Origin of the sequence: Rhodococcus sp. USK13 (assembly GCF_018343855.1) — a bacterium.
Taxonomy (GTDB): domain Bacteria; phylum Actinomycetota; class Actinomycetes; order Mycobacteriales; family Mycobacteriaceae; genus Rhodococcus_F; species Rhodococcus_F oxybenzonivorans.
Window position 1 is genome coordinate 724,293 of the sequence record NZ_CP069242.1, and the last position, 20,218, is coordinate 744,510.

17 protein-coding genes and 1 tRNA gene are annotated in these 20,218 nt (G+C 66.3%); 10 read left to right on the forward strand and 8 right to left on the reverse strand.

What is annotated here, in order from left to right:
- Window positions 1-25 precede the first annotated feature (25 nt).
- The 3 genes from JQT59_RS06130 to JQT59_RS06140 all read right to left on the reverse strand — a co-directional run bounded on the left by JQT59_RS06130 (window position 26) and on the right by JQT59_RS06140 (window position 6,923).
- Window positions 26-1,477: a glutamate synthase subunit beta gene (locus JQT59_RS06130; protein ID WP_109325420.1), complete on the reverse strand. Its 1,452-nt coding sequence runs from the start codon at window positions 1,475-1,477 to the stop codon at window positions 26-28.
- Entirely contained in the window at window positions 1,470-6,068 is a 4,599-nt protein-coding gene (gene gltB, locus JQT59_RS06135) for a glutamate synthase large subunit (RefSeq protein ID WP_213575384.1), read from the reverse strand. The genes JQT59_RS06130 and gltB overlap by 8 nt, the downstream gene beginning before the upstream one ends.
- A gap of 306 nt (window positions 6,069-6,374) precedes the next feature.
- Window positions 6,375-6,923 carry a TetR/AcrR family transcriptional regulator gene (locus tag JQT59_RS06140; protein WP_213575385.1) on the reverse strand — a complete coding sequence of 183 codons (549 nt, stop codon included), beginning with the start codon at window positions 6,921-6,923 and terminating at the stop codon, window positions 6,375-6,377.
- 55 nt (window positions 6,924-6,978) lie between these two features.
- Here JQT59_RS06140 and JQT59_RS06145 point away from each other — a divergent pair, with 55 nt between their 5' ends.
- The 4 genes from JQT59_RS06145 (at window position 6,979) to JQT59_RS06160 (ending at window position 10,760) form a co-directional block, all read left to right on the forward strand.
- Window positions 6,979-8,001 carry an FAD-dependent monooxygenase gene (locus JQT59_RS06145; protein WP_213575386.1) on the forward strand — a complete coding sequence of 341 codons (1,023 nt, stop codon included), beginning with the start codon at window positions 6,979-6,981 and terminating at the stop codon, window positions 7,999-8,001.
- A gap of 314 nt (window positions 8,002-8,315) precedes the next feature.
- A complete protein-coding gene (locus JQT59_RS06150; RefSeq protein WP_249354170.1) occupies window positions 8,316-9,173 on the forward strand; it encodes a glycoprotein in 858 nt (285 codons plus the stop codon).
- Window positions 9,174-9,246: 73 nt separating this feature from the next.
- The gene (locus JQT59_RS06155; RefSeq protein WP_249354173.1) at window positions 9,247-9,969 is read left to right on the forward strand and encodes a DUF8176 domain-containing protein; all 723 of its coding nucleotides are present in this window, start codon (window positions 9,247-9,249) and stop codon (window positions 9,967-9,969) included.
- Window positions 9,966-10,760, forward strand: coding sequence for a hypothetical protein (locus tag JQT59_RS06160; RefSeq protein WP_213575388.1), 795 nt, complete (start codon window positions 9,966-9,968; stop codon window positions 10,758-10,760). Before JQT59_RS06155 ends, JQT59_RS06160 begins: the two co-directional genes overlap by 4 nt.
- Window positions 10,761-10,890: 130 nt before the next feature.
- On the opposite strand, the gene JQT59_RS06165 is transcribed toward JQT59_RS06160, so the two are convergent.
- Window positions 10,891-11,136, reverse strand: coding sequence for a hypothetical protein (locus tag JQT59_RS06165; protein ID WP_249354174.1), 246 nt, complete (start codon window positions 11,134-11,136; stop codon window positions 10,891-10,893).
- Window positions 11,133-11,528, reverse strand: a complete 396-nt coding sequence (locus tag JQT59_RS06170) for an SRPBCC family protein (protein WP_213575389.1) — start codon at window positions 11,526-11,528, stop codon at window positions 11,133-11,135. The genes JQT59_RS06165 and JQT59_RS06170 overlap by 4 nt, the downstream gene beginning before the upstream one ends.
- Window positions 11,529-11,643: 115 nt before the next feature.
- Between JQT59_RS06170 and JQT59_RS06175 the strand changes: the two genes are divergently transcribed.
- On the forward strand, window positions 11,644-12,045 hold the full coding sequence (locus tag JQT59_RS06175; protein ID WP_213575390.1) for a VOC family protein: 402 nt from the start codon (window positions 11,644-11,646) through the stop codon (window positions 12,043-12,045).
- On the opposite strand, the gene JQT59_RS06180 is transcribed toward JQT59_RS06175, so the two are convergent.
- The 3 genes from JQT59_RS06180 to JQT59_RS06190 all read right to left on the reverse strand — a co-directional run bounded on the left by JQT59_RS06180 (window position 12,032) and on the right by JQT59_RS06190 (window position 13,505).
- Window positions 12,032-12,712: a helix-turn-helix transcriptional regulator gene (locus JQT59_RS06180; RefSeq protein ID WP_213575391.1), complete on the reverse strand. Its 681-nt coding sequence runs from the start codon at window positions 12,710-12,712 to the stop codon at window positions 12,032-12,034. The two genes, JQT59_RS06175 and JQT59_RS06180, sit on opposite strands and share 14 nt — an antisense overlap.
- Before the next feature lie 32 nt (window positions 12,713-12,744).
- Window positions 12,745-13,185 (reverse strand): DUF6292 family protein, encoded by a 441-nt coding sequence (locus tag JQT59_RS06185; protein WP_249354175.1) that lies wholly within the window; start codon window positions 13,183-13,185, stop codon window positions 12,745-12,747.
- Between the two features lie 234 nt (window positions 13,186-13,419).
- A tRNA-Leu gene (locus JQT59_RS06190) sits at window positions 13,420-13,505 on the reverse strand.
- Window positions 13,506-13,764: 259 nt separating this feature from the next.
- Here JQT59_RS06190 and JQT59_RS06195 point away from each other — a divergent pair.
- The 5 genes from JQT59_RS06195 (at window position 13,765) to JQT59_RS06215 (ending at window position 20,218) form a co-directional block, all read left to right on the forward strand.
- The gene (locus JQT59_RS06195; protein ID WP_213575392.1) at window positions 13,765-15,057 is read left to right on the forward strand and encodes an FHA domain-containing protein; all 1,293 of its coding nucleotides are present in this window, start codon (window positions 13,765-13,767) and stop codon (window positions 15,055-15,057) included.
- A gap of 325 nt (window positions 15,058-15,382) precedes the next feature.
- Complete coding sequence (locus JQT59_RS06200; protein ID WP_109325356.1) at window positions 15,383-15,847, forward strand: FHA domain-containing protein FhaB/FipA; 465 nt, start codon at window positions 15,383-15,385, stop codon at window positions 15,845-15,847.
- Complete coding sequence (locus JQT59_RS06205; protein ID WP_213575393.1) at window positions 15,844-17,280, forward strand: PP2C family protein-serine/threonine phosphatase; 1,437 nt, start codon at window positions 15,844-15,846, stop codon at window positions 17,278-17,280. The genes JQT59_RS06200 and JQT59_RS06205 overlap by 4 nt, the downstream gene beginning before the upstream one ends.
- On the forward strand, window positions 17,280-18,734 hold the full coding sequence (locus tag JQT59_RS06210) for an FtsW/RodA/SpoVE family cell cycle protein (RefSeq protein WP_213575394.1): 1,455 nt from the start codon (window positions 17,280-17,282) through the stop codon (window positions 18,732-18,734). The genes JQT59_RS06205 and JQT59_RS06210 overlap by 1 nt, the downstream gene beginning before the upstream one ends.
- Window positions 18,731-20,218 carry a penicillin-binding transpeptidase domain-containing protein gene (locus tag JQT59_RS06215; RefSeq protein WP_109325352.1) on the forward strand — a complete coding sequence of 496 codons (1,488 nt, stop codon included), beginning with the start codon at window positions 18,731-18,733 and terminating at the stop codon, window positions 20,216-20,218. Before JQT59_RS06210 ends, JQT59_RS06215 begins: the two co-directional genes overlap by 4 nt.

Genomic DNA, 20,218 nt, shown 5'->3' on the forward strand with positions numbered 1-20,218 from the left:
GGGTGCTGGTGGATAACGAACTGAACTAGCGCTGGGGTGCGCTGGTGGTCTCGACCGGAGACGGCAGGGCCGTCTCACCCTCGAGGTAGGCGTCGACCGCCGCAGCGGCGGAGCGACCCTCGGCGATGGCCCACACGATGAGCGACTGTCCACGTCCCATGTCGCCGGCCACGAAGACGCCGTCGACGTTGGTGGCCCACTTCGCGGAGCGGGCGACGTTGCCGCGCTCGTTGAGGTCGACACCGAGATCGGTGAGCAGTCCCGGCTTTTCGGGGCCGACGAAGCCCATGGCCAACAGCACGAGATCGGCCTCGAGCTCGAAATCCGAGCCCTCCACCTTCTCGAAGCGGCCCGACTTCATCTCGACCTCGTGGGCGTGCAGCGCCGTCACCTTGCCGTCGACACCGACGAACTTCTCGGTGTTGACGGAGAACAGGCGCTCGCCGCCTTCCTCGTGCGCGGACGCGACCCGGTACATCAGCGGGTACGTCGGCCACGGGGTTTGCTCGGCCCTGGTCTCGGGCGGACGCGGCATGATCTCGAACTGGTGAACACTGACCGCACCCTGACGGTGTGAGGTACCCAGGCAGTCCGCGCCGGTGTCGCCGCCACCGATGATGACAACTTTCTTGCCCTCGGCGGTGATGGTGGGCTCTTCGAGGTCGCCGAGCTGCACACGGTTGGCGATGGGCAGGTACTCCATCGCCTGATGGATGCCGTCCAGTTCGCGCCCGGGAATCGGCAGGTCACGAGCCGCGGTGGCACCGCCCGCCAGCACCACGGCGTCGAACTGCTCGCGCAGCTCGTCGGCGGAGATGTCGACGCCCACGTTCACATTCGTCTTGAAGACGGTGCCCTCGGCCTCCATCTGATCCAGACGGCGGTCGATGTGGCGCTTCTCCATCTTGAACTCGGGGATGCCGTAGCGGAGGAGACCGCCGATACGGTCGGCACGCTCGAACACGGTGACCAGGTGACCGGCACGCGTCAGCTGCTGCGCTGCAGCCAGACCCGCAGGACCGGAACCGACGACGGCCACCCTCTTGCCCGTCGACCGGGTGGGATGAACCGGCGTGACCCAGCCCTCGTCGAATGCGTGATCGATGATCTCGACCTCGACCTGCTTGATGGTGACCGGATCCTGGTTGATGCCCAGGACACACGACGCCTCACAGGGTGCGGGGCACAGCCGCCCGGTGAATTCCGGGAAGTTGTTGGTGGCGTGCAGCCGCTCGATGCCGTCGTGCCAACGGTCCCGGTACACCAGGTCGTTCCACTCGGGAATCAGGTTCCCGAGGGGGCAGCCGTTGTGGCAGAACGGAATACCGCAGTCCATGCACCGGCTCGCCTGGGTGCGGAGGTTTTCCTTCGGGAACTCCTCGTACACCTCGTTCCAGTCGAGCAGACGCAACGGCACCGGACGGCGAACGGGCAGTTCGCGTGACGGGTGCTTCAGAAAGCCGCTTGGATCAGCCACGAGCTGCCTCCATTACTGCCTCGTCCACGTTCTTTCCATCCTTTTTCGCGGCCTCGATGGCCAAGAGCACCTTCTTGTAATCGCGGGGCATCACCTTTGCGAAGTGATTGACCTGCTGTGACCAATCGGACAGGATGCGCGCGGCAACCTCCGAACCGGTTTCGTCGCGGTGACGCTCGATAGCGGCTTTCAGCCAGGTGAAGTCGTCACCCGTCAGATCCTCGAGGTCTACCAGCTCGGTGTTGAGGTTGGCCTCGAACGCCTTGTCGGGGTTGAAGACGTAGGCCACGCCACCGGACATGCCGGCGCCGAAGTTGCGTCCCGTCGCACCGAGGATGACGACCTTGCCGCCCGTCATGTACTCGCAGCCGTGGTCGCCGACTCCCTCGACAACCGCAGTGGCACCGGAGTTACGTACCGCGAACCGCTCGCCCACGACACCGCGCAGCAAAGCCTCACCGCTGGTCGCGCCGAACAGGATCACGTTGCCGCCGATGATGTTGTCCTCGGCGACGAACCCGGCCGCGGTTTCCAGCGGAGGACGAACCACGATGCGTCCACCCGACAGACCCTTGCCGACGAAGTCGTTGGCGTCGCCATGCAGCCGCAGGGTCATACCCTTGGGCACGAAAGCACCGAAGCTGTTACCGGCCGAGCCGGTGAACGTGATGTCGATCGTGTTGTCGGGCAGGCCCTCACCGCCGTACGCCTTGGTCACCTCGTGGCCCAGCATGGTGCCGACCGTCCGGTTGACGTTGGTGATCGGCGACTCGAACGACACCTTGGCACCCTTGTCGAGAGCGTCGCGGCTCTGGGCGATCAGCTGCTGATCGAGCGCCTTGTCGAGGCCGTGGTCCTGGGTACCCGTGCAGTACAGGTCCTGATCCATGAACGCGGACTCGGCCTGGTGCAGGATCGGCGACAGGTCGAGATTGCCGGCCTTGCTGCCCTTCCAGTGCTCGAGCGCCTTGGTGGTGTCGAGCACGTCGACCTGGCCGACGGCCTCGTCGAGCGTCCGGAAGCCGAGCTCGGCCATGAGCTCGCGGACCTCTTCGGCGATGAAGAGGAAGAAGTTCTCCACGAACTCCGGCTTGCCGTTGAACCGCTTGCGCAGCACCGGGTTCTGCGTCGCGACACCGACAGGGCAGGTGTCGAGGTGGCAGACCCGCATCATGATGCAGCCCGACACCACCAGCGGAGCGGTCGCGAAACCGAACTCCTCGCCGCCCAGCAGCGCGGCGACCATGACGTCACGGCCGGTCTTGAGCTGTCCGTCGACCTGCACCACGATGCGGTCGCGCAGGCCGTTGAGCAGCAACGTCTGCTGGGTCTCGGCCAGGCCGAGCTCCCACGGAGCGCCGGCGTGCTTGACCGAGGTCAGCGGAGTGGCACCGGTGCCACCGTCGTGGCCGGAGATCAGAACGACATCCGCGTGCGCCTTCGAGACACCCGCGGCGACCGTGCCGACACCCACCTCGGACACCAGCTTGACGTGCACCCGCGCCTGCGGGTTCGCGTTCTTCAGGTCGTGGATCAGCTGTGCGAGATCCTCGATCGAGTAGATGTCGTGGTGCGGGGGCGGCGAGATCAGGCCGACACCGGGTGTGGAGTGCCGGACCTCGGCCACCCACGGGTACACCTTGTGCGCCGGCAGCTGGCCGCCCTCACCGGGCTTGGCTCCCTGCGCCATCTTGATCTGGATATCGGAGCAGTTGGTCAAGTAGTGCGACGTGACGCCGAAGCGTCCCGACGCGACCTGCTTGATCGCGGACCGGCGCCAGTCACCGTTCTCGTCCGGCTCGAAGCGCGACGGATGCTCGCCGCCCTCACCGGAGTTGGAACGGCCACCGAGGCGGTTCATGGCGATGGCCAGGGTCTCGTGCGCCTCGGCGGAGATGGAGCCGTAGCTCATCGCACCGGTCGAGAAGCGCTTGACGATCTCGGTGGCCGGCTCGACCTCGTCCAGCGGGACGGGTTCGCGCACACCCTTCTTGAACTCGAAGAGGCCGCGCAGCGCTGCGAGGCGCTCGGACTGGTCGTCGACCAGCTTCGTGTACTCCTTGAACACCTCGTACTGCCCGGTGCGCGTGGAGTGCTGAAGCTTGAACACCGTGTCCGGGTTGAACAGGTGGTATTCGCCCTCACGGCGCCACTGGTACTCGCCGCCCACCTCGAGCTCGCGGTGCGCGCGCTCTTCGGGACGGTCGAGGTACGCGTTGGAGTGCCGGACCGCGACGTCGGCGGCGATCTCGTCGAGACCGATACCACCGAGGCTCGAGTTCAGGCCCGTGAAGTACTCGTCCACCAGATCCTGCGACAGTCCGATCACCTGGAACAGCTGCGCACCGGTGTACGAGGCGAGGGTCGAGATGCCCATCTTGGACATCACCTTGAGCACACCCTTGCCCGCGGCCTTGATGTAGTTCTGGATGGCCTTGTCGAGGCTCAGGCCCTGCAGTTCGTTGCCGCGGAAGAGCTCGTCGACCGTCTCGAACGCCATGTACGGGTTGACGGCTGCTGCACCGAAGCCGATGAGGAGCGCCATGTGGTGCACCTCGCGGGCGTCACCCGATTCCACGACGAGACCGACCTTGGTGCGGGTCTTCTCGCGCACCAGGTGGTGGTGCACGGCCGACGTCAGCAGCAACGACGGGATGGGGGCGTACGTCTCGTTCGACTCACGGTCGGACAGGACGATGAGGCGCGCACCACCGGCGATGGCCTCGGAGACCTGGTAGCGAACGTCGTCGAGCGCCTTGCGCAGACCCGCACCGCCCTCGGCCACCGGGTACAGACCGCGGACGATGACGCTGCGGAAGCTCGGGAATCCGCCGTCGTCGTTGACGTGGATGAGCTTCGACAGATCGTCGTTGTGCAGGATCGGCTGCGGCAGGTAGATCTGCCGGCAGGACTCCGCCGTGGGGTGCAGCAAATCGTGCTCTGGGCCGATCGTTCCGCCGAGGCTGGTGACGACCTCCTCGCGGATGGCGTCGAGCGGCGGGTTGGTGACCTGCGCGAAGAGCTGCGAGAAGTAGTCGAACAGCATCCGCGACCGGGAGGACAGCACCGCGATCGGGGTGTCCGTACCCATCGAGCCGAGTGCTTCCGCGCCGGAGGCCGCCATCGGCTTGACGAGGACGTTGACCTCTTCGTTGGTGAACCCGAACATCTGTTGACGCAGCACCACACGCTCGTGCGACATGTAGGTGTACGGGCGGTCAGGCAGGTCGTCCATGTGGGTCAGGCCCTGGTCGAGCCATTCCTGGTACGGGTGCTCGGCGGCAAGCTCCGACTTGATCTCGTCGTCGCTGATGATGCGGCCCTGATCGGTGTCGACCAGGAACATGCGGCCGGGCTGGAGCCGGATCTTCTTCACGACCGTGGCCGGATCGATCGGCAGAACGCCGACCTCGGAGGCCATGACGACCAGGCCGTCCTCGGTGACCCACAGCCGCGAGGGACGCAGCCCGTTGCGGTCGAGAACCGCGCCGATCACGGTGCCGTCGGTGAAGCAGACGGACGCCGGACCGTCCCACGGCTCCATGAGAGTGGAGTGGTACTGGTAGAACGCCCGACGCTCGGGGTCCATGCTCTCGTGATGCTCCCACGCCTCGGGGATCATCATCAGGACCGCGTGCGGAAGGCTACGACCACCGAGGTGCAGCATCTCGAGCACCTCGTCGAAGCGCGCGGTGTCGCTGGCCCCGTTGGTGCAGACCGGGAAGATTTTCTCGAGGTTTTCGCGACCACCGAAGACGTCGCTGTCGATGAGCGCCTCGCGGGCACGCATCCAGTTCTCGTTGCCGGTGACGGTGTTGATCTCACCGTTGTGCGCGACGCGCCGGAACGGGTGGGCGAGCGGCCACGACGGGAACGTGTTGGTGGAGAAGCGGGAGTGGACCAGCCCGAGCGCCGACTCCACGCGCTCGTCCTGCAGGTCGAGGTAGAAACCCTTGAGCTGCGGGGTGGTGAGCATGCCCTTGTAGACGAACGTCTGGCTCGACAGGCTCGGGAAGTAGACGGTCTCGCGACCCGGCCCGTCCTTGCCGGCGCCTTCACTACCCAGCTCGTGCTCGGTGCGCTTGCGGACGACGTACGCCCTGCGCTCGAGGTCCAGACCGGTGAGGGAGTCACCTTCGCTGCCGATGAAGATCTGCCGGAACGTCGGCATCGCGTCGCGTGCCAGAGCGCCGAGCGACGAGTCGTCGGTTGCGACCTCGCGCCAGCCGAGGACCTTCAGGCCCTCGCTCTCGACGATCTTCTCGACGGCGTCGGATGCACGCTGCGCGTCGGCCTTGCTCTGCGGCAGGAATGCGATGCCCGTGGCATAGGTGCCCGCGGCGGGCAGCGGGAAGTCGACCACAGCACGGAAGAACGCGTCCGGAACCTGGATCAGGATGCCGGCGCCGTCACCCGTATTGGGTTCGGAGCCCGCGGCACCACGGTGCTCGAGGTTGACCAGAGCGGTGATCGCCTTCTCGACGATGTCCCTGCTGCGGCGACCCTTCATGTCCACGACGAACGCGACGCCACAGGAGTCGTGCTCGTTCGCCGGGTGATACAGCCCCTGGGGGCCTGGAAGTTGCTTCATACCTAGCCTTCGTATGCCAAAAGATGCACCGACGACCAGCAGCGCTGATGGCCATCAACTTGCAATGCAAGTACCGTCAGGATGTGATCGGCACCACCGATCGGCTATCGCCCTTTGCAGCACGCTGGGTGTGGTCCTCGCACCAGGCGACGTGGCTTTTCGGTCGGGTCGGACTTTCGTGGGTCCAACGTGTAACGAAAACGATAATTCAGACCCCCCGAAGAAACACAACTTAGGTTGGCCTATTCATCCCGTGAACAGGCCTTTTCTCGAGGGCAGACCTCGGCCGAGAACGTCCAGTTCATATTAAGTGAGTACGCCGAGTACTGCTGTGATTCCGGGAGTCGGGTCGAAATCGGGGTCGGGAACGGTCAGCTGATGCAGGATCACTCCATCCAGATAGTCGGTGACAACCACTGCGTCGGCCGCTGGATTCCTCGATCCGGCGAGGTCCAGCATGCTCGCGCCCCATTCTACGAGTCCCGCGCGAGCAGAGCCGATGATCTCCCCGAGTGCCGGGACCGCCGAGGCCTCCGCGAAAAGGGCGTAGCGGGCGCGCGAGCGGATCCGGTCGGGTCCCGCGGCGTACAGGGTGAACGCGGCCAGCGCCTCCACCAGAGCCTCCATCCCGTCGGGCCGGAGGTCGGCAAATTTCTCCCAGTCGTCTACGTCACGTGCCGCGAGGCGGGTGACCATTCCCTCGAGGAGGGCGCCGCGGGTGCGGAAGTAGTTGGAGGTGGAGCCCTGCGGCATCCCCGCCGATTCGTCGACCGCTCGATGAGTGAGGGCGCGCGCCCCCTTCCGGCCGAGCACGTCGATAGCTGCGTCGAGCAGCTGTTCTCGCCTCCCTGTCATGCACTCAACACTACAGCCGTAGTAATTCCACTACAGGCGTAGTAGTGTTGAGGCCATGACGCACTCGGCAGCAGTCCTCGGCGGCGGCATCGGCGGCCTGGCCATCGCCCGTTTCCTGTTCCGCGCCGGCTGGCACGTCGAGGTCTTCGAGCGCTCTGCGGACCTTCCGACGTCGGGTACCGCCCTCGGCATGTGGCCCCAGGCCGTCGACGCGCTCGACACGATCGGACTCGGCGACCGGGTCCGCGCTCTCGGATCTCCGCAGCATCGAGGGTCGTTCCTGCGGCCGGACGGGTCCGTCATCGGCACCGTCGACAGCTCCGCGCGCACCGCCTACCTGCTGTCGCGGCCTGCCCTCCTTGCCGAGCTGGCCACATCGTTGCCCGAGGGGATGGTCTCGTTCGGCACCCCCGCTCCTCCCGCGGACGCCCTTTCCGACTACGACGTCGTGATCGGCGCGGACGGCCTACGCAGCGCCACCCGGCGTCGCTTGTTCGGTGACGAATTCGAGCCCGTCTACACGGGCGCCACCGCGTGGCGGGGATGGGTGCCCGGACGGCGCGACACGGTGAGCGAAACCTGGGACGCCGGAGCGCTTTTCGGAATCACACCGCGCGAGGGCAACCTCGTCAACTGGTTCGCGTGCGTCCGCACCGACCCCGGATCCGAGGACGGACTCGACTACCTGCGGTGGCGGTTCGGGGGCTGGCACGCCGACGTCCGGGCCGTCCTCGATGCGATCACCCCCGACGCCCTGCTTCATCACGACCTCTACGAGTCGCCGGCCCTGCCCTCGTATGTGTCGGGACACACGGCGCTGATCGGCGACGCCGCCCACGCGATGGCTCCCAATCTCGGACGTGGAGCGTGCGAGGCCCTCGTCGACGCGGTCACACTCGGACGATTCCTGTCCTCGCAGAACGACATTCGCGAGTCGCTGCGACAGTATGACCGCGCGCGCCGTCGGGTGACGCAGCGACTGGTTCTCGGATCACGTGCCATGGCGTCGATCGCGATGACCAGACATCTGCGTCCGGTCCGCGATCGGACGATGAAACTGGCCGCAGCCCTGGCCTGACGAGAATCCGGGTGCGCAGCAATGCCTGCCCGTCTGGTACTTTCCCGCGGTAGGGGGACGAGACGAACCGGGGGCGGTCATGGGGGCGGTGGACGACGGCTGCAGTGATGCGGTCGGCAGAACCGAAAATTTTCATCGGGGGAATACCAGATCCACCTCGTCGGGGGTGACACCTTTCTCTGCGGCGGGGGCATACTGTCCTGCCGCCGGCGTGCACCTTTTCCATTCGCGGTACCCCTGATCTGCATCGATCTCTGCTCTTCGGATGCGGCACCAGCCTGCATCCACTTTCACTCGACATCAGGAGTAACCACGTGAAGATCCGCATGCACGCAGTGGCAGCCGCACTGTCGGTATCCGCTGCAGCAGTGCTCGGCGCCGCGACCGCACACGCCGCTCCGAACACCGCCCCGTCGACGTCACAGCCCGGCGTCACCGACCGGTCGACGCCACCCAGCACGTCCCAGCCGGGAGTGACGAATCCGGCGACGCCGCCTACGACGTCACAGCCTGGCGTCACCGGCCCCGCAGCCCCGACGACACCCGCTCCCCCGCAGGCACCCCTGGCCGTACCCGGAGGCGACGCGGCCACCCCCGGCCCGGCACCGAGCGGTGACACCCCGCCGCCCGCCGCCCCGGGCGCAGTCGAGGCTGCCCCCGCCCAGCCCGCTGCGGTGTGGATCGATCCGGACGACATGCCGAAAACCAACCAGGCGCCCGTCGCCCCCACCCTTCCCGTGCCCAAGCCGGTAGTCGAGGTGAACGCCGCCGCCGACACCCTGATCGGTGCCCTTCCGGTTGCTGTCAACGGTCGCCAGTACGGCAACCCCGAGGGATATGCCGGCACCGTCGGCTGGCGCATCGGTGACGCCACCGGCACCGCGGGCATCGCGATCGACCCCTCCTCCCCCACCGCCGCCGCCGTGTCGGCGTTCGTCGCGGATTCCCAGGCCGAGCACCCGATCAACTGGTCGGCGCCGGTCGACGTCACACCGATCGCCGCCGCCATCTCGGATGCAGCAGACCGGTACCCGGCCTTCGGCTCGCTCGTCGACGCGGTCGCCGCCCTGCCGGCACCGCAGCTACCGCAGCTGCAGTCGACGGACAGCGGGCCGAGCGCCGTCACGATCGGTGGCGTCAACGTGCGCAGCCAGGCAACGCTGCACGTCTGATCGGTGATCTTCCGGGCGGCGCCGGCTACAGGGCCGGCTCCGCCCGGCGGAATGAGGTGTGGAGGATTCACCTGTGACAGAACCGCCCGGCAGGAACGACGACAGCGCTACCCGCGATCGCTTCGCACATTGGTTCCCGCCCTTCACACCTACCCCCGCGTCTTTGCGTACTGCATCTACGAGTGCTGCGGACTCGACCGAAGTAGTCCGGGATTCACAGCTCGAGCTTCCGCCGCCTGTCCCCACCTGGCTGGCGCCGAGCGACCAGCATGACACCACGCCTGTCGTTCGCGGCGGGCGCGGAAAACAGAGACTCGCTCTCGCCGGCGCCGCTGCGGCCCTGGGAGCAGTAATCGTCGGTGTCGTAATCGTTTCGAGTTTCGGATCCTCGAACGAGACCGGGAGTCCCGTCGCGGACGTGGATCCGGACTGGTGCGTCGAATCCCGGAACGACGGCGCGGTCACCGGCAACGGTCCCGGCGGTACGGCGGACGGCACCGAAGTGATTCTGGCTTTCGACCACGCCTACTACGTGGAGCGAAGTGGAGCGAAGGCCCGCGACGTGGTCACCGCCGATGCCCCGATGGGGTCGGCCGAGACGATTCAGCGGGGCATCGACTCGTTGCCGGAGGGCACCGAACATTGCCTCACGATCAGCCCCATCGAACCCGGGCGCTATGCCGTCACCCTCACCGAGCAGCGACCGGACGGGTCGACCCACCAGTATCGGCAGGTCGTAACCACCACCGACCGTGACGGCCGCACCTACATCACATCCATTGGAGACGCTCAGTGACATACCGAACCTGCTGGAGCACAACATCTTCCACGCTCGTCCTCGGCGCGTGCGGAGGCGCGGGCGCCACCACGACGGCCCTCGGACTCGCCAACACCGCGGCGGTACACGGGAATGCAGTGGTCGCAGTCGACGCAACTCCGGCGGGTGGTGACATCGCCGAGCGCGGCGCCGACGCCGTGCTCTCCGTGAGCGGGCTCGAACACGTGGTGACAGTGGCAGCGTCCGGAGCCGTCCCGGACGACATCTTCGACGGGTATTGCTCGCGCACAACCGTGGACGCCCGGATCCTGAATCGGCTCGGCACTCAGACGGCCACCGACAGCGAAATGTCCTTGCTCGCAGAAGCTCTCCACGCGCGCGGGGCGAGCTCCGTGTACGACCTGGGCCACCGATTGCGCGCTTCCTACCTGTCACCGTTGCTGGCCGCACCGACTCCGATCATCCTCGTCGTGCCCTGCCGTGCCGACGCGTTCAACCGACTACGCGCCGCACTGCAGTCGATCGGCGACACACTCGGTGAACCCGGTCTGTCCCGGACAGTCGTCACCGTGTCGAATCAGGACAACACCGGATGGCAAGTGGACGTCGATCTGCTGCGCGACTACCTCGGCGGGCAGGTGTGGGGTGTGGAGACCATCCCGTACGACGAGCACCTCGGCATGGGGGTCGTCATCAGCCACGATCACCTCGCCGCCGACACCCGCGCGGCCTACGAACGGCTCCTCGACATCGCCTCGGCCGTCGCCGACGGGCCCCGCGAACCGGTGCCCGCGCCGGTGTCGGAGTAATCCACTGATTCCACAGATGCGCACGGATTCGCCATTTGCGCACCGAATTGCCTGTGCAAAAGACTAATTGGTGCGCAAACAGGCACCTGGTGAGTTTGCCCCCGTCGCCCCGAAGCCCAGCGCCATCAAGTCACTCGCTCTCGGTGCCGCCCGCGTGCTGTGCCTCGATTTTGGCCCATTCCCTGCCGCGGTGGTTGGCGAGACGCAACTCCTCGGCTTCGTCGAAGGTGTACCACTCGGTGCTGGGGCGGTCGGGTAGGACTCCTCGCAGGTACTCGCCGAGGTAGTGCTGTGGTCCTTCCCATCCCGTTCCGACGCCGTAGCAGCCGGTGTCTGGATCGTTGCGGAACACGTCGGCGACAGAACGCCAGTTCACCGCTCCAGCAACTCCTTCAACCGCTGCAGGTCCGCGGTGACGGCCGAGGCGTCGGCAGTGAACTCGTCGACCCCCATCCCTTCTCTTCGTCGGAGGGTGAAGACGACTTCGCTGTGTTCGCCGTCGGGGATGACGCGAACCGGGTTGTAGACGGTGTCTCCGTCCGGGAGGGTGACGTGGTGGTCGAGCACTCCGAAGTCGTTGGGGGGCGCGAAGGCGACGAACACCTGCCCCATCGGCGAGTCGGCGACCCAGTGATCGCCCTCGCGGGCAATGCTGCTGCTCAAACCGGCCGCCCAGGCCGGCAGATTGGCTGGGTCGCTCGCATAGGCGTAGACGTCGGCGGCACTGCGAGCGATGAACACACTGACATGGGTGGATTCGCGGGTCATGGCTCCAGCATCCCCGATGTTCCGCGAACCTGATTGAAGGAATCGGACGGGAGCGTCGGCGTCGATGTCTGAAATCTTCTATTTCCACGACGTCGTCCGAAGCTAGCTTTACGGCATGACGATTCCTACTTTTACCGCCATCGAACTGGTGGTTCACGACCTCGCCGCATCACTGGCGTTCTACCGCCGCATCGGCCTCGACATCCCGGCCGGGTCTGAGGAGGCGCCACATGTCGAGTTCGAACTTCCCGGCGGAATACGACTGCTGTGGGACACCGTCGAGACCATCCGGTCGTTCGAGCCGGACTGGACGACGCCTCAGGGTGGACATCGGGTGGCACTCGGGTTCGATTGCGGTAGTCCGGATGTCGTGGACAAGGTATTCACTGATCTGACCGACGCCGGCTACCGCGAGAGACATGCCCCTTGGGACGCGCCCTGGGGTCAGCGTTACGCCACGATCGACGACCCGGACGGCAATCCGGTCGACCTGTTCGCGCCACTCACGACGACGTGACCAATCGGCCGAAGGAGCGGCCGGTCAACTCGTTCGACTCGCGGATCAAGTGAGCTTGGTCGGCGAACCCCGCCAAGCTTGCCGCCTCCGCGGCAGACATAGACCCCACCAACTCCATGGCCCGCTGCAGCCGGAGAATTCGCGCCAGCACCTTCGGCCCGTATCCGAACTCCCGTCGACACAGCCGGTGCAGTTGGCGTTCGCTCATACCGACACGATCCGCCACCTCCCGGACGGGGCATTGACGTGCAAGCAGGCTCACGGTCACCGCGATTCTGCGGTCCGGCCTCGCAATCAGCCGGCGACGGGCGGCGAACTTCTCGAGTTGGGTGGCGGGGTCACCGTGCTCGGCGATCGAAGACAGAAGCCGGGCGGTGTCGTCGTCGTAGAGCACGTCGGCGAGCGGCACCCGCGCGTTCGCCAAAGCCTCCGCCGGTGTCCCGAGCAACGCCGGCAGGGTGCCGGGCGCACATCGCAGTCCCACGAGGTGATCGCCGGGGCGAGTGCGGGCAATGTAGGGACGAGAATCCGGACCCGCCACGACGACGTCGCCGTTCATCCAGATGAGATCCATGCATCCGTCGGGGAGAATCGCGCCGTCACCGTCCGCTGCGGTCTTTTCCCACACCACGGCGCCGGCGAAGGTAGAGCTCCGCTCCGAGTACATGCGCTCATGCTAGGCAGTGGGTCCGACCCGGACTATTCCCCGAAGACTCCCCGCACGACTCTCGGTGCAGGCTGGACTCCGTGGTGAAGTTCTCGGAGCGCCCGCAGACGCAGATCGCCGACCGCAGGCCCCCTGGACGCCCCGGGCACCCACTCACCGAGATCGGCGACCGCTTCGACGACGCGGTCGGCACATCGGGTGGCCTCCGGCACCCGTCCGATCCCGAGGCCCTCGATGATCACCACGTTCCCGTTCGTGAGTCCGCGTACTCCGACCGACCACCCGAAGTGGCGGTTCCAGGCCAGAACGACCTTCCGTCCCGGGTAGCAGGGGATTTCCGAGGACAGTGTCAGGACCGCGTCGAAGGCGGGTATCTGCCACCACTCGACCGTGTCCGCTTCCACCGTCGCAGCAACGGACCGAATGTACTCGACGACATGTGTAGCACCGGCAACCCGGAGCGCTTTGTTCATGATTCGACCCACCTTCGACGAATCCGGCGGCGCAGAGGCCGGCGAATTCGTGCGCCTCAGCCTTCAGTTACCCGCTGCGCTGCTGAGCGGGGACGGAACCCGCCGATCGGGTCCCTCTCGTCAGGTATTCGGCGCAGAACCGGCTGCGGACGGGATCGACTTTCCGCCGGGAACGACGAAAGCCACGAACTCGTTTAAGTTCGTGGCTTCGTTGTCGCGGTCCGAAAACCGCTGTGGTGGGCGAAGGGGGACTTGAACCCCCACGTCCCGAAGGACACTGGCACCTGAAGCCAGCGCGTCTGCCATTCCGCCACTCGCCCGAGCGACTGGAGAACATTATCACGAGGCCATCGGAAATCGCGATTCGTGCTGATCAAGCCCGGAAATGCCCACAAAAACCCTCGTCCGGACAAAGACCGATATCATGCTAGTGCGTAGACCCGTGTCGCGGCTCGATGCAGTGACAGTACCGTGGGATATACGCATGGAAGTGTCGCGACACGAACGGGGTCACGGCACGACCGACACCGCGCCGAACATGTCGCAGGCCGACGAGCGAGACACTGTAAGGAGGTTCCGATGGGGATAGTGCAACGTTTCGAGCGGAAGCTCCAGGGAGCAGTGGGTGACGCGTTCGCACGGGTCTTCGGCGGCGGCGTGGTGCCGCAGGAAGTGGAGGCGGCACTTCAGCAGGAGGCCGCCGATCGTATCCAGGAGCTCGAGGGCGGCCACCTGCTTGCTCCGAACAGCTACGTCATCGCCATCAACAACTCGGACCACGAAGGCCTTGCCGCCGACAGAGACCTGACGGTCAAAGCCTTCTCTCGTCACCTCGAAGACTTCATTCGCGACCAGGGCTGGCAGACGTATGGTCCCATTCATGTCGCGTTCGAACCATCGCCTTCACTGCACACCGGGCAGTTCCGCACCCGGGGTTCGGTGGATCCGGATGCGGGTCGCCCGGGCGCGACCCCACCGGGGCGACCCGAACCGCCGCGCGGTCCCGCACCGCGACCACAGGCACCGTTTGTACCCGTCACGTCGAATCCAGGAGCTGGCCCCATGACGCAGAACTCAGGCTACGACCCCAGCCGCGAACCAGCGGGCAACCGTAAGCCCGATCCGCAGTACGCGCGCAACGGTCACGCCCATGCGGGCCAGGACCAGGGATACCCGCCTGGTTACCAGAACGGTTACGACCGGGGCGGATACCCGCAGGGCAGCTACGACCAACAGCAGCCTTACCCCGAGGCGCCGCGTGGTGGGGGGTACCCGCAGGATCAGCAGGCCTACGGCCAGGCTTACGAGCAGGCACCGCAGGCGCCCGGCTACGAGCAGCCCGCCGACGACGGCTACGACTACCGCGAGGCCGGATACGCCCAGGACTACCGGGGTGGCTACGACCAGGGCGCTCCCGCGCGCTACCCGGATGGCACCTACGCCGAAGCCGGCTACCAGCAGCCGCAGGCGTACGACCGTGGGGGCTACCAGCAGGGTGGCTACGACCAGCAGACGTACGACCAGGGCTACTCGGACTACGACCAGGGTGGCTACAACCAGCAGGCCTACCCGCCCGAGGGGCACACGTACACCGCCACGCTGCAACTCGAAGACGGCAGTGGACGCCACTTCCAGCTGCGCGAAGGCAACAACATCATCGGTCGCGGCCAGGAGGCACAGTTCCGTCTGCCCGACACCGGGGTGTCGCGTCGCCATATCGACATCCGCTGGGACGGTCAGGTCGCGATGCTGTCCGACCTGGGATCCACCAACGGGACCACGGTCAACGGTGCGCCGGTGCAGGATTGGCAGCTCGCCGACGGCGACATCATCCGGGCGGGGCACTCGGAGATCCTGGTTCGAATCCTCTGAGGCGCAGCCGACCAACCGACCTGAGGCGCAGCCGACCGGAGACCTCGAGGCGAAGCCGACCAAGCGACCTGAGGCGAAGCCGACCAAGCGACCCGAGGCGAAGCCGACACAACTTATCCGGACCGCGTGCCGAGACCCTTTCGAGACGCGTTCGATGCTCGACCGACACCCCGTCGGAGGCCGTGTCGGAGGTAACACGGTGGCGACTCCGTATCGTTGGGGGCTGTCCGTATCCTGATCGCAGGGTGCGGATTGCCCCTATGATGCTGCGAGAAAAAGACGCCGGAGACTCGACCGTTTCGGCAACAGAAGGAGGTGGACTGCCGTGCAAGGTTTGATTTTGCAACTCACGCGAGCAGGCTTTCTGCTTCTGCTGTGGCTCTTTGTGTGGTCTGTACTCAGAGCGCTCCGGGGTGACATCTACGCAGGGTCCGGCGTCCGGGTTCCCCCCAGGTACTCGCGCACCGGCAACGTTCTCCCTTCTCTGGGTAAGACGAAGACGGCCAAGTATCTCGTGGTCACGCAGGGTGGCCTGGCGGGCACTCGCATCACCTTGGGTACCCAGCCGGTTCTGATCGGGCGGGCCGACGACTCCACCCTCGTACTCACCGACGACTACGCGTCCACCCGGCACGCCCGGCTCTCTCCGCGGGGGGCCGACTGGTACGTCGAAGACCTCGGCTCCACCAACGGCACCTACCTCGACCGCGCCAAGGTCACCACATCTGTCCGCGTGCCGCTCGGTACTCCCGTACGCGTCGGCAAGACGGTAATCGAGTTGCGCCCGTGACCCTCGTACTCCGCTATGCCGCCCGCAGCGACCGTGGCCTCGTCCGATCCAACAACGAAGACTCTGTCTACGCCGGTGCTCGACTGCTGGCGCTGGCGGACGGTATGGGTGGTCATGCGGCAGGTGAGGTCGCGTCCCAGTTGATGATTGCCGCGCTCGCGCACCTCGACGACGACGAGCCGGGCGAAGACCTTCTGGGCAAGCTCGAGGCGGCCACGCGTGAGGGCAACGACTCCATCGCCGACCACGTCGAGGAGGATCCGGAGCTCGACGGCATGGGCACCACGCTCACCGCGATCCTCTTCTCCGGGAGCAAACTCGGACTGGTCCACATCGGCGACTCCCGTGCCTACCTTCTGCGCGACAACACCCTGACGCAGATCACGCGCGACGACACGTTCGTGCAGTCCCTCGTCGACGAGGGACGGATCACGGCGGAACAGGCGCACACCCATCCGCAGCGTTCCCTCATCATGCGGGCGCTCACCGGCAACGAGATCGAGCCCACCCTCACGGTCCGGGAGGCCCGCGCCGGCGACCGTTATCTGCTGTGCTCCGACGGGCTTTCGGATGTGGTGAGTGACGAGACCATCGAGAACACGATGCGTGAGGGCAGCCAGGACGAATGCGCCGACCGGCTCATCGAACTCGCGTTGCGCAGCGGTGGTCCCGACAACGTGACGGTCGTGGTCGCCGACGTCATCGACCTCGACTACGGGCAGAGCCACCCGATCGTGGCTGGGGCGGCATCCGCCGACGATGACGATGACGCCCCGCCGCCGAACACCGCCGCAGGCCGTGCCGCAGCGATGCGGCCGCCGCGCGCGACGCCCAAACGCGTCGTCCCGCAGGTCGAGGAGGCGCCGACGAAGAAGACGCGCCACCGCATGTGGTGGGCGGCTTTGGCGCTCGGTCTCATCGTCGTAGTCGCCGTCGCTGCCTTCGTAGGGCGGGCTCTGATCCGCAACAACTACTACGTCGGCGCCGACGGCGAACGTGTGACCGTGCTGCGTGGTGTCCCGGGTTCGGTGCTGGGTTACTCGCTCCAGGAGGCCAACCTCGTCGGCTGTGTCACCGACACCGGTTCGCTCACGCTGATGTCGCCCACCGACTCCCCGAACGGGTGCACAATTCTCCAGGTCGACGACCTGCAGCCGTCGGCCCGCGAACAGGTCCGCGCCGGTTTGCCGTCGGGCAAGCTCGACGACGTCCGGAACCAGATGGCACGGCTGGCCGACAACGATCTCCTGCCCGTCTGCGAATCGCAGCCGGCCATCACCACCACTACCCCGGTTCCGGTGCCGTCACCCACTCCGGAGCCTCCCCCGGCGACCACACCTGCTCCGCCGGCCACTCCCGAGACGGCTGTACCACCGACCCCGACACCGACCACGACCCAGGTCCCCGGTCAGAACTGCAGGACGGCTAGCTGATGTCCGTCGCAAGTGCTTCACCGGGGGCGCAGTTTCCCAGTCCACCGGGCGGGTTCGCACCAGCCCCCGTCCAATCGACGCGTCGCAACACCGAGCTGATCCTCATCGGTCTCGCGATTCTGATCACGACTCTGTCACTGGTGTTGGTCGAGGCCAGTCAGGAACAGAGCATCACCTGGGATCTCGGAAAGTACGGGGCAGCGTACGCAGCACTGTTTCTGATCGCGCACCTCGCGGTCCGGCGGTTCGCGCCGTATGCCGACCCGCTGATCCTTCCCATCGTCGCGCTACTCAACGGCCTCGGGCTGGTGTTGATTCACCGCCTCGATCTGGCCGACGCACAGTCGGCCCAGTACTTCGGGCTGCCCGTCCCCTCGCCTGACGCCAACCAGCAGGTGCTGTGGACGACGCTGGCCATCGCGGGTTTCGTCGCTGTCCTGGTGTTGCTGAAGGACTATCGCCTGCTCGCCCGCTACAGCTACACGCTGGGTCTCGCGGGGCTGGTCTTCCTTGCCATTCCCGCCATCCTTCCGTCGAGCTTCTCCGAGGTGAACGGCGCAAAAATCTGGATCCGGCTTCCCGGCTTCAGCATTCAGCCCGGCGAGTTCGCCAAAATTCTGCTGATCATCTTCTTCGCGTCCGTCCTGGTCGCGAAGCGTGACCTGTTCACCACGGCCGGCAAGCACATCTTCGGGATGGATCTGCCCCGCGCCCGTGACCTCGGCCCGATCCTCCTCGCCTGGATGGTGTCGGTGGGCGTGCTGGTGTTCGAAAAGGACCTCGGCACGTCACTGCTGTTGTTCAGCACCGTTCTGGTGATGCTGTACATCGCCACCGAACGCGTCGGCTGGCTACTCATCGGCGGTGGCCTCCTCGCGATCGGTTTCTTCTTCGCCTATCACCTGTTCGGTCACGTACGGGTCCGCGTCAGTACGTGGCTCGACCCGCTGGCCGACTACAACAACACCGGATACCAAATCTCGCAGTCCTTGTTCGGGCTCGCGACCGGTGGTGTCGCCGGAACCGGACTCGGCAGCGGCCGGCCGGCGCAGGTGCCGTTCGCGAAGACCGACTTCATCGTGGCCACGATCGGCGAGGAACTTGGTCTGATCGGCCTCGCCGCCGTACTGATGCTGTTCCTGATCCTCGTCATCCGCGGCCTGCGCACCGCGCTCGCAGTACGAGACAGCTTCGGCAAGCTCCTCGCGGCCGGACTGTCGTTCACCATCGCCGTGCAGGTGTTCGTCGTCGTCGGCGGCGTCACCAAGTTGATTCCCCTCACCGGGCTGACCACGCCGTTCATGTCGTACGGTGGGTCGTCGCTGCTGGCCAACTACCTTTTGCTCGCCATTCTGATCAAGATTTCGGACGCCGCCCGCGAGCCGGCCGTCCCGAAGAAGAAGGGTCCCACCCCCATCGCCGACGCTCCCACCGAAATGGTGCCGCGCACATGAACACACCACTGCGCCGCGTCGCGATCGCTGTCATGGTCATGGTGGTCGCCCTCCTCGCCAACGCCACCTATGTACAGGTCATCAAGGCGGACGACCTTCGAGCCGATCCGCGGAACTCGCGCGTCCTCCTCGACGAGTACTCCCGCCAGCGCGGTCAGATCTCCGCCGCGGGACAGGTACTCGCGGCGTCCGTGCCCACCGAGGACCGCTACAAGTACCTGCGGACCTACCCGCCGAACCCGGCTGCGCCGTCGAGCCCGCTGGCCAACGCACCCGTCACCGGCTTCTACTCCATGCAGTACGGCAGTACGGGTCTCGAGCGTGCGGAGGACCCGGTACTGAACGGTTCGGACAACCGGTTGTTCGGCCGCCGGTTCTTCGACCTGGTGTCGGGGCGTGATCCGCGCGGCGGCAACGTCGTCAGCACGATCAATCCGGTGATGCAACAAGTCGCCTACGACCAACTGACGTCGAAGGGCTACACGGGATCGGTCGTGGCCATCGAGCCGAGCACGGGCCGGATCCTGACGATGGTGAGCACCCCGAGTTACGACCCGAACGTCCTCGCGAGCCACGACGGCACCGAGACCACGCAGGCGTGGGAGGCTCTCAACGCCGACCCCGGCAAGCCTCTGCTCAATCGGGCCGTCTCTCAGACCTACCCGCCGGGCTCCACGTTCAAGGTGGTCGTCACCGCGGCCGCGCTCGGCGCCGGAGCCACCCCGGAAGACCAGTTGACGGCAGCGCCGCAGATCACCCTCCCCGATACTGCGACGACACTCGAGAACTACAACGGTTCCACCTGCGGAGGTGCACCGACCGCGTCGCTGCGTGAGGCACTCGCCAGGTCGTGCAACACGGCGTTCGTCGAACTCGGCATCAAGACGGGGGCCGACGCCCTCACCGATCAGGCTGCGGCGCTCGGCGTCGGCGGTCAGATGCCGGGTGTCCCGTTCCCGGTCGCGGACAGCACGGTGGGGTCGATTCCCGACGACGCCGCACTCGGTCAGAGCAGCATCGGCCAGCGCGACGTGGCGCTGACACCCCTGCAGAACGCGATGATCGCCGCTACCGTGGCCAACGGCGGGGTGCGCATGCAGCCGCAGCTGGTTTCGGAACTGCAGGGACCCGACCTGTCCAACCTCGCGACGACCAACCCGGTGTCCGAGGGTCAGGCGATGTCGCCGCAGGTGGCCGCCACCCTGACAGACCTGATGATCGGCTCCGAGAACAACACCAGCGGTACAGGCAAGATCCCCGGAGTGCAGATCGCCTCGAAGACGGGAACTGCGGAGCACGGAACCGACCCGCGCAACACACCGCCTCACGCCTGGTACATCGCTTTTGCACCCGCACAGAACCCGACGGTCGCCATCGCGGTGATCGTCGAGGACGGCGGAGATCGAGCACTGGCCGCAACCGGCGGCTCGGTGGCTGCACCTATCGGCCGTGCCGTCATCGCAGCCGGACTACAAGGGGGCTGA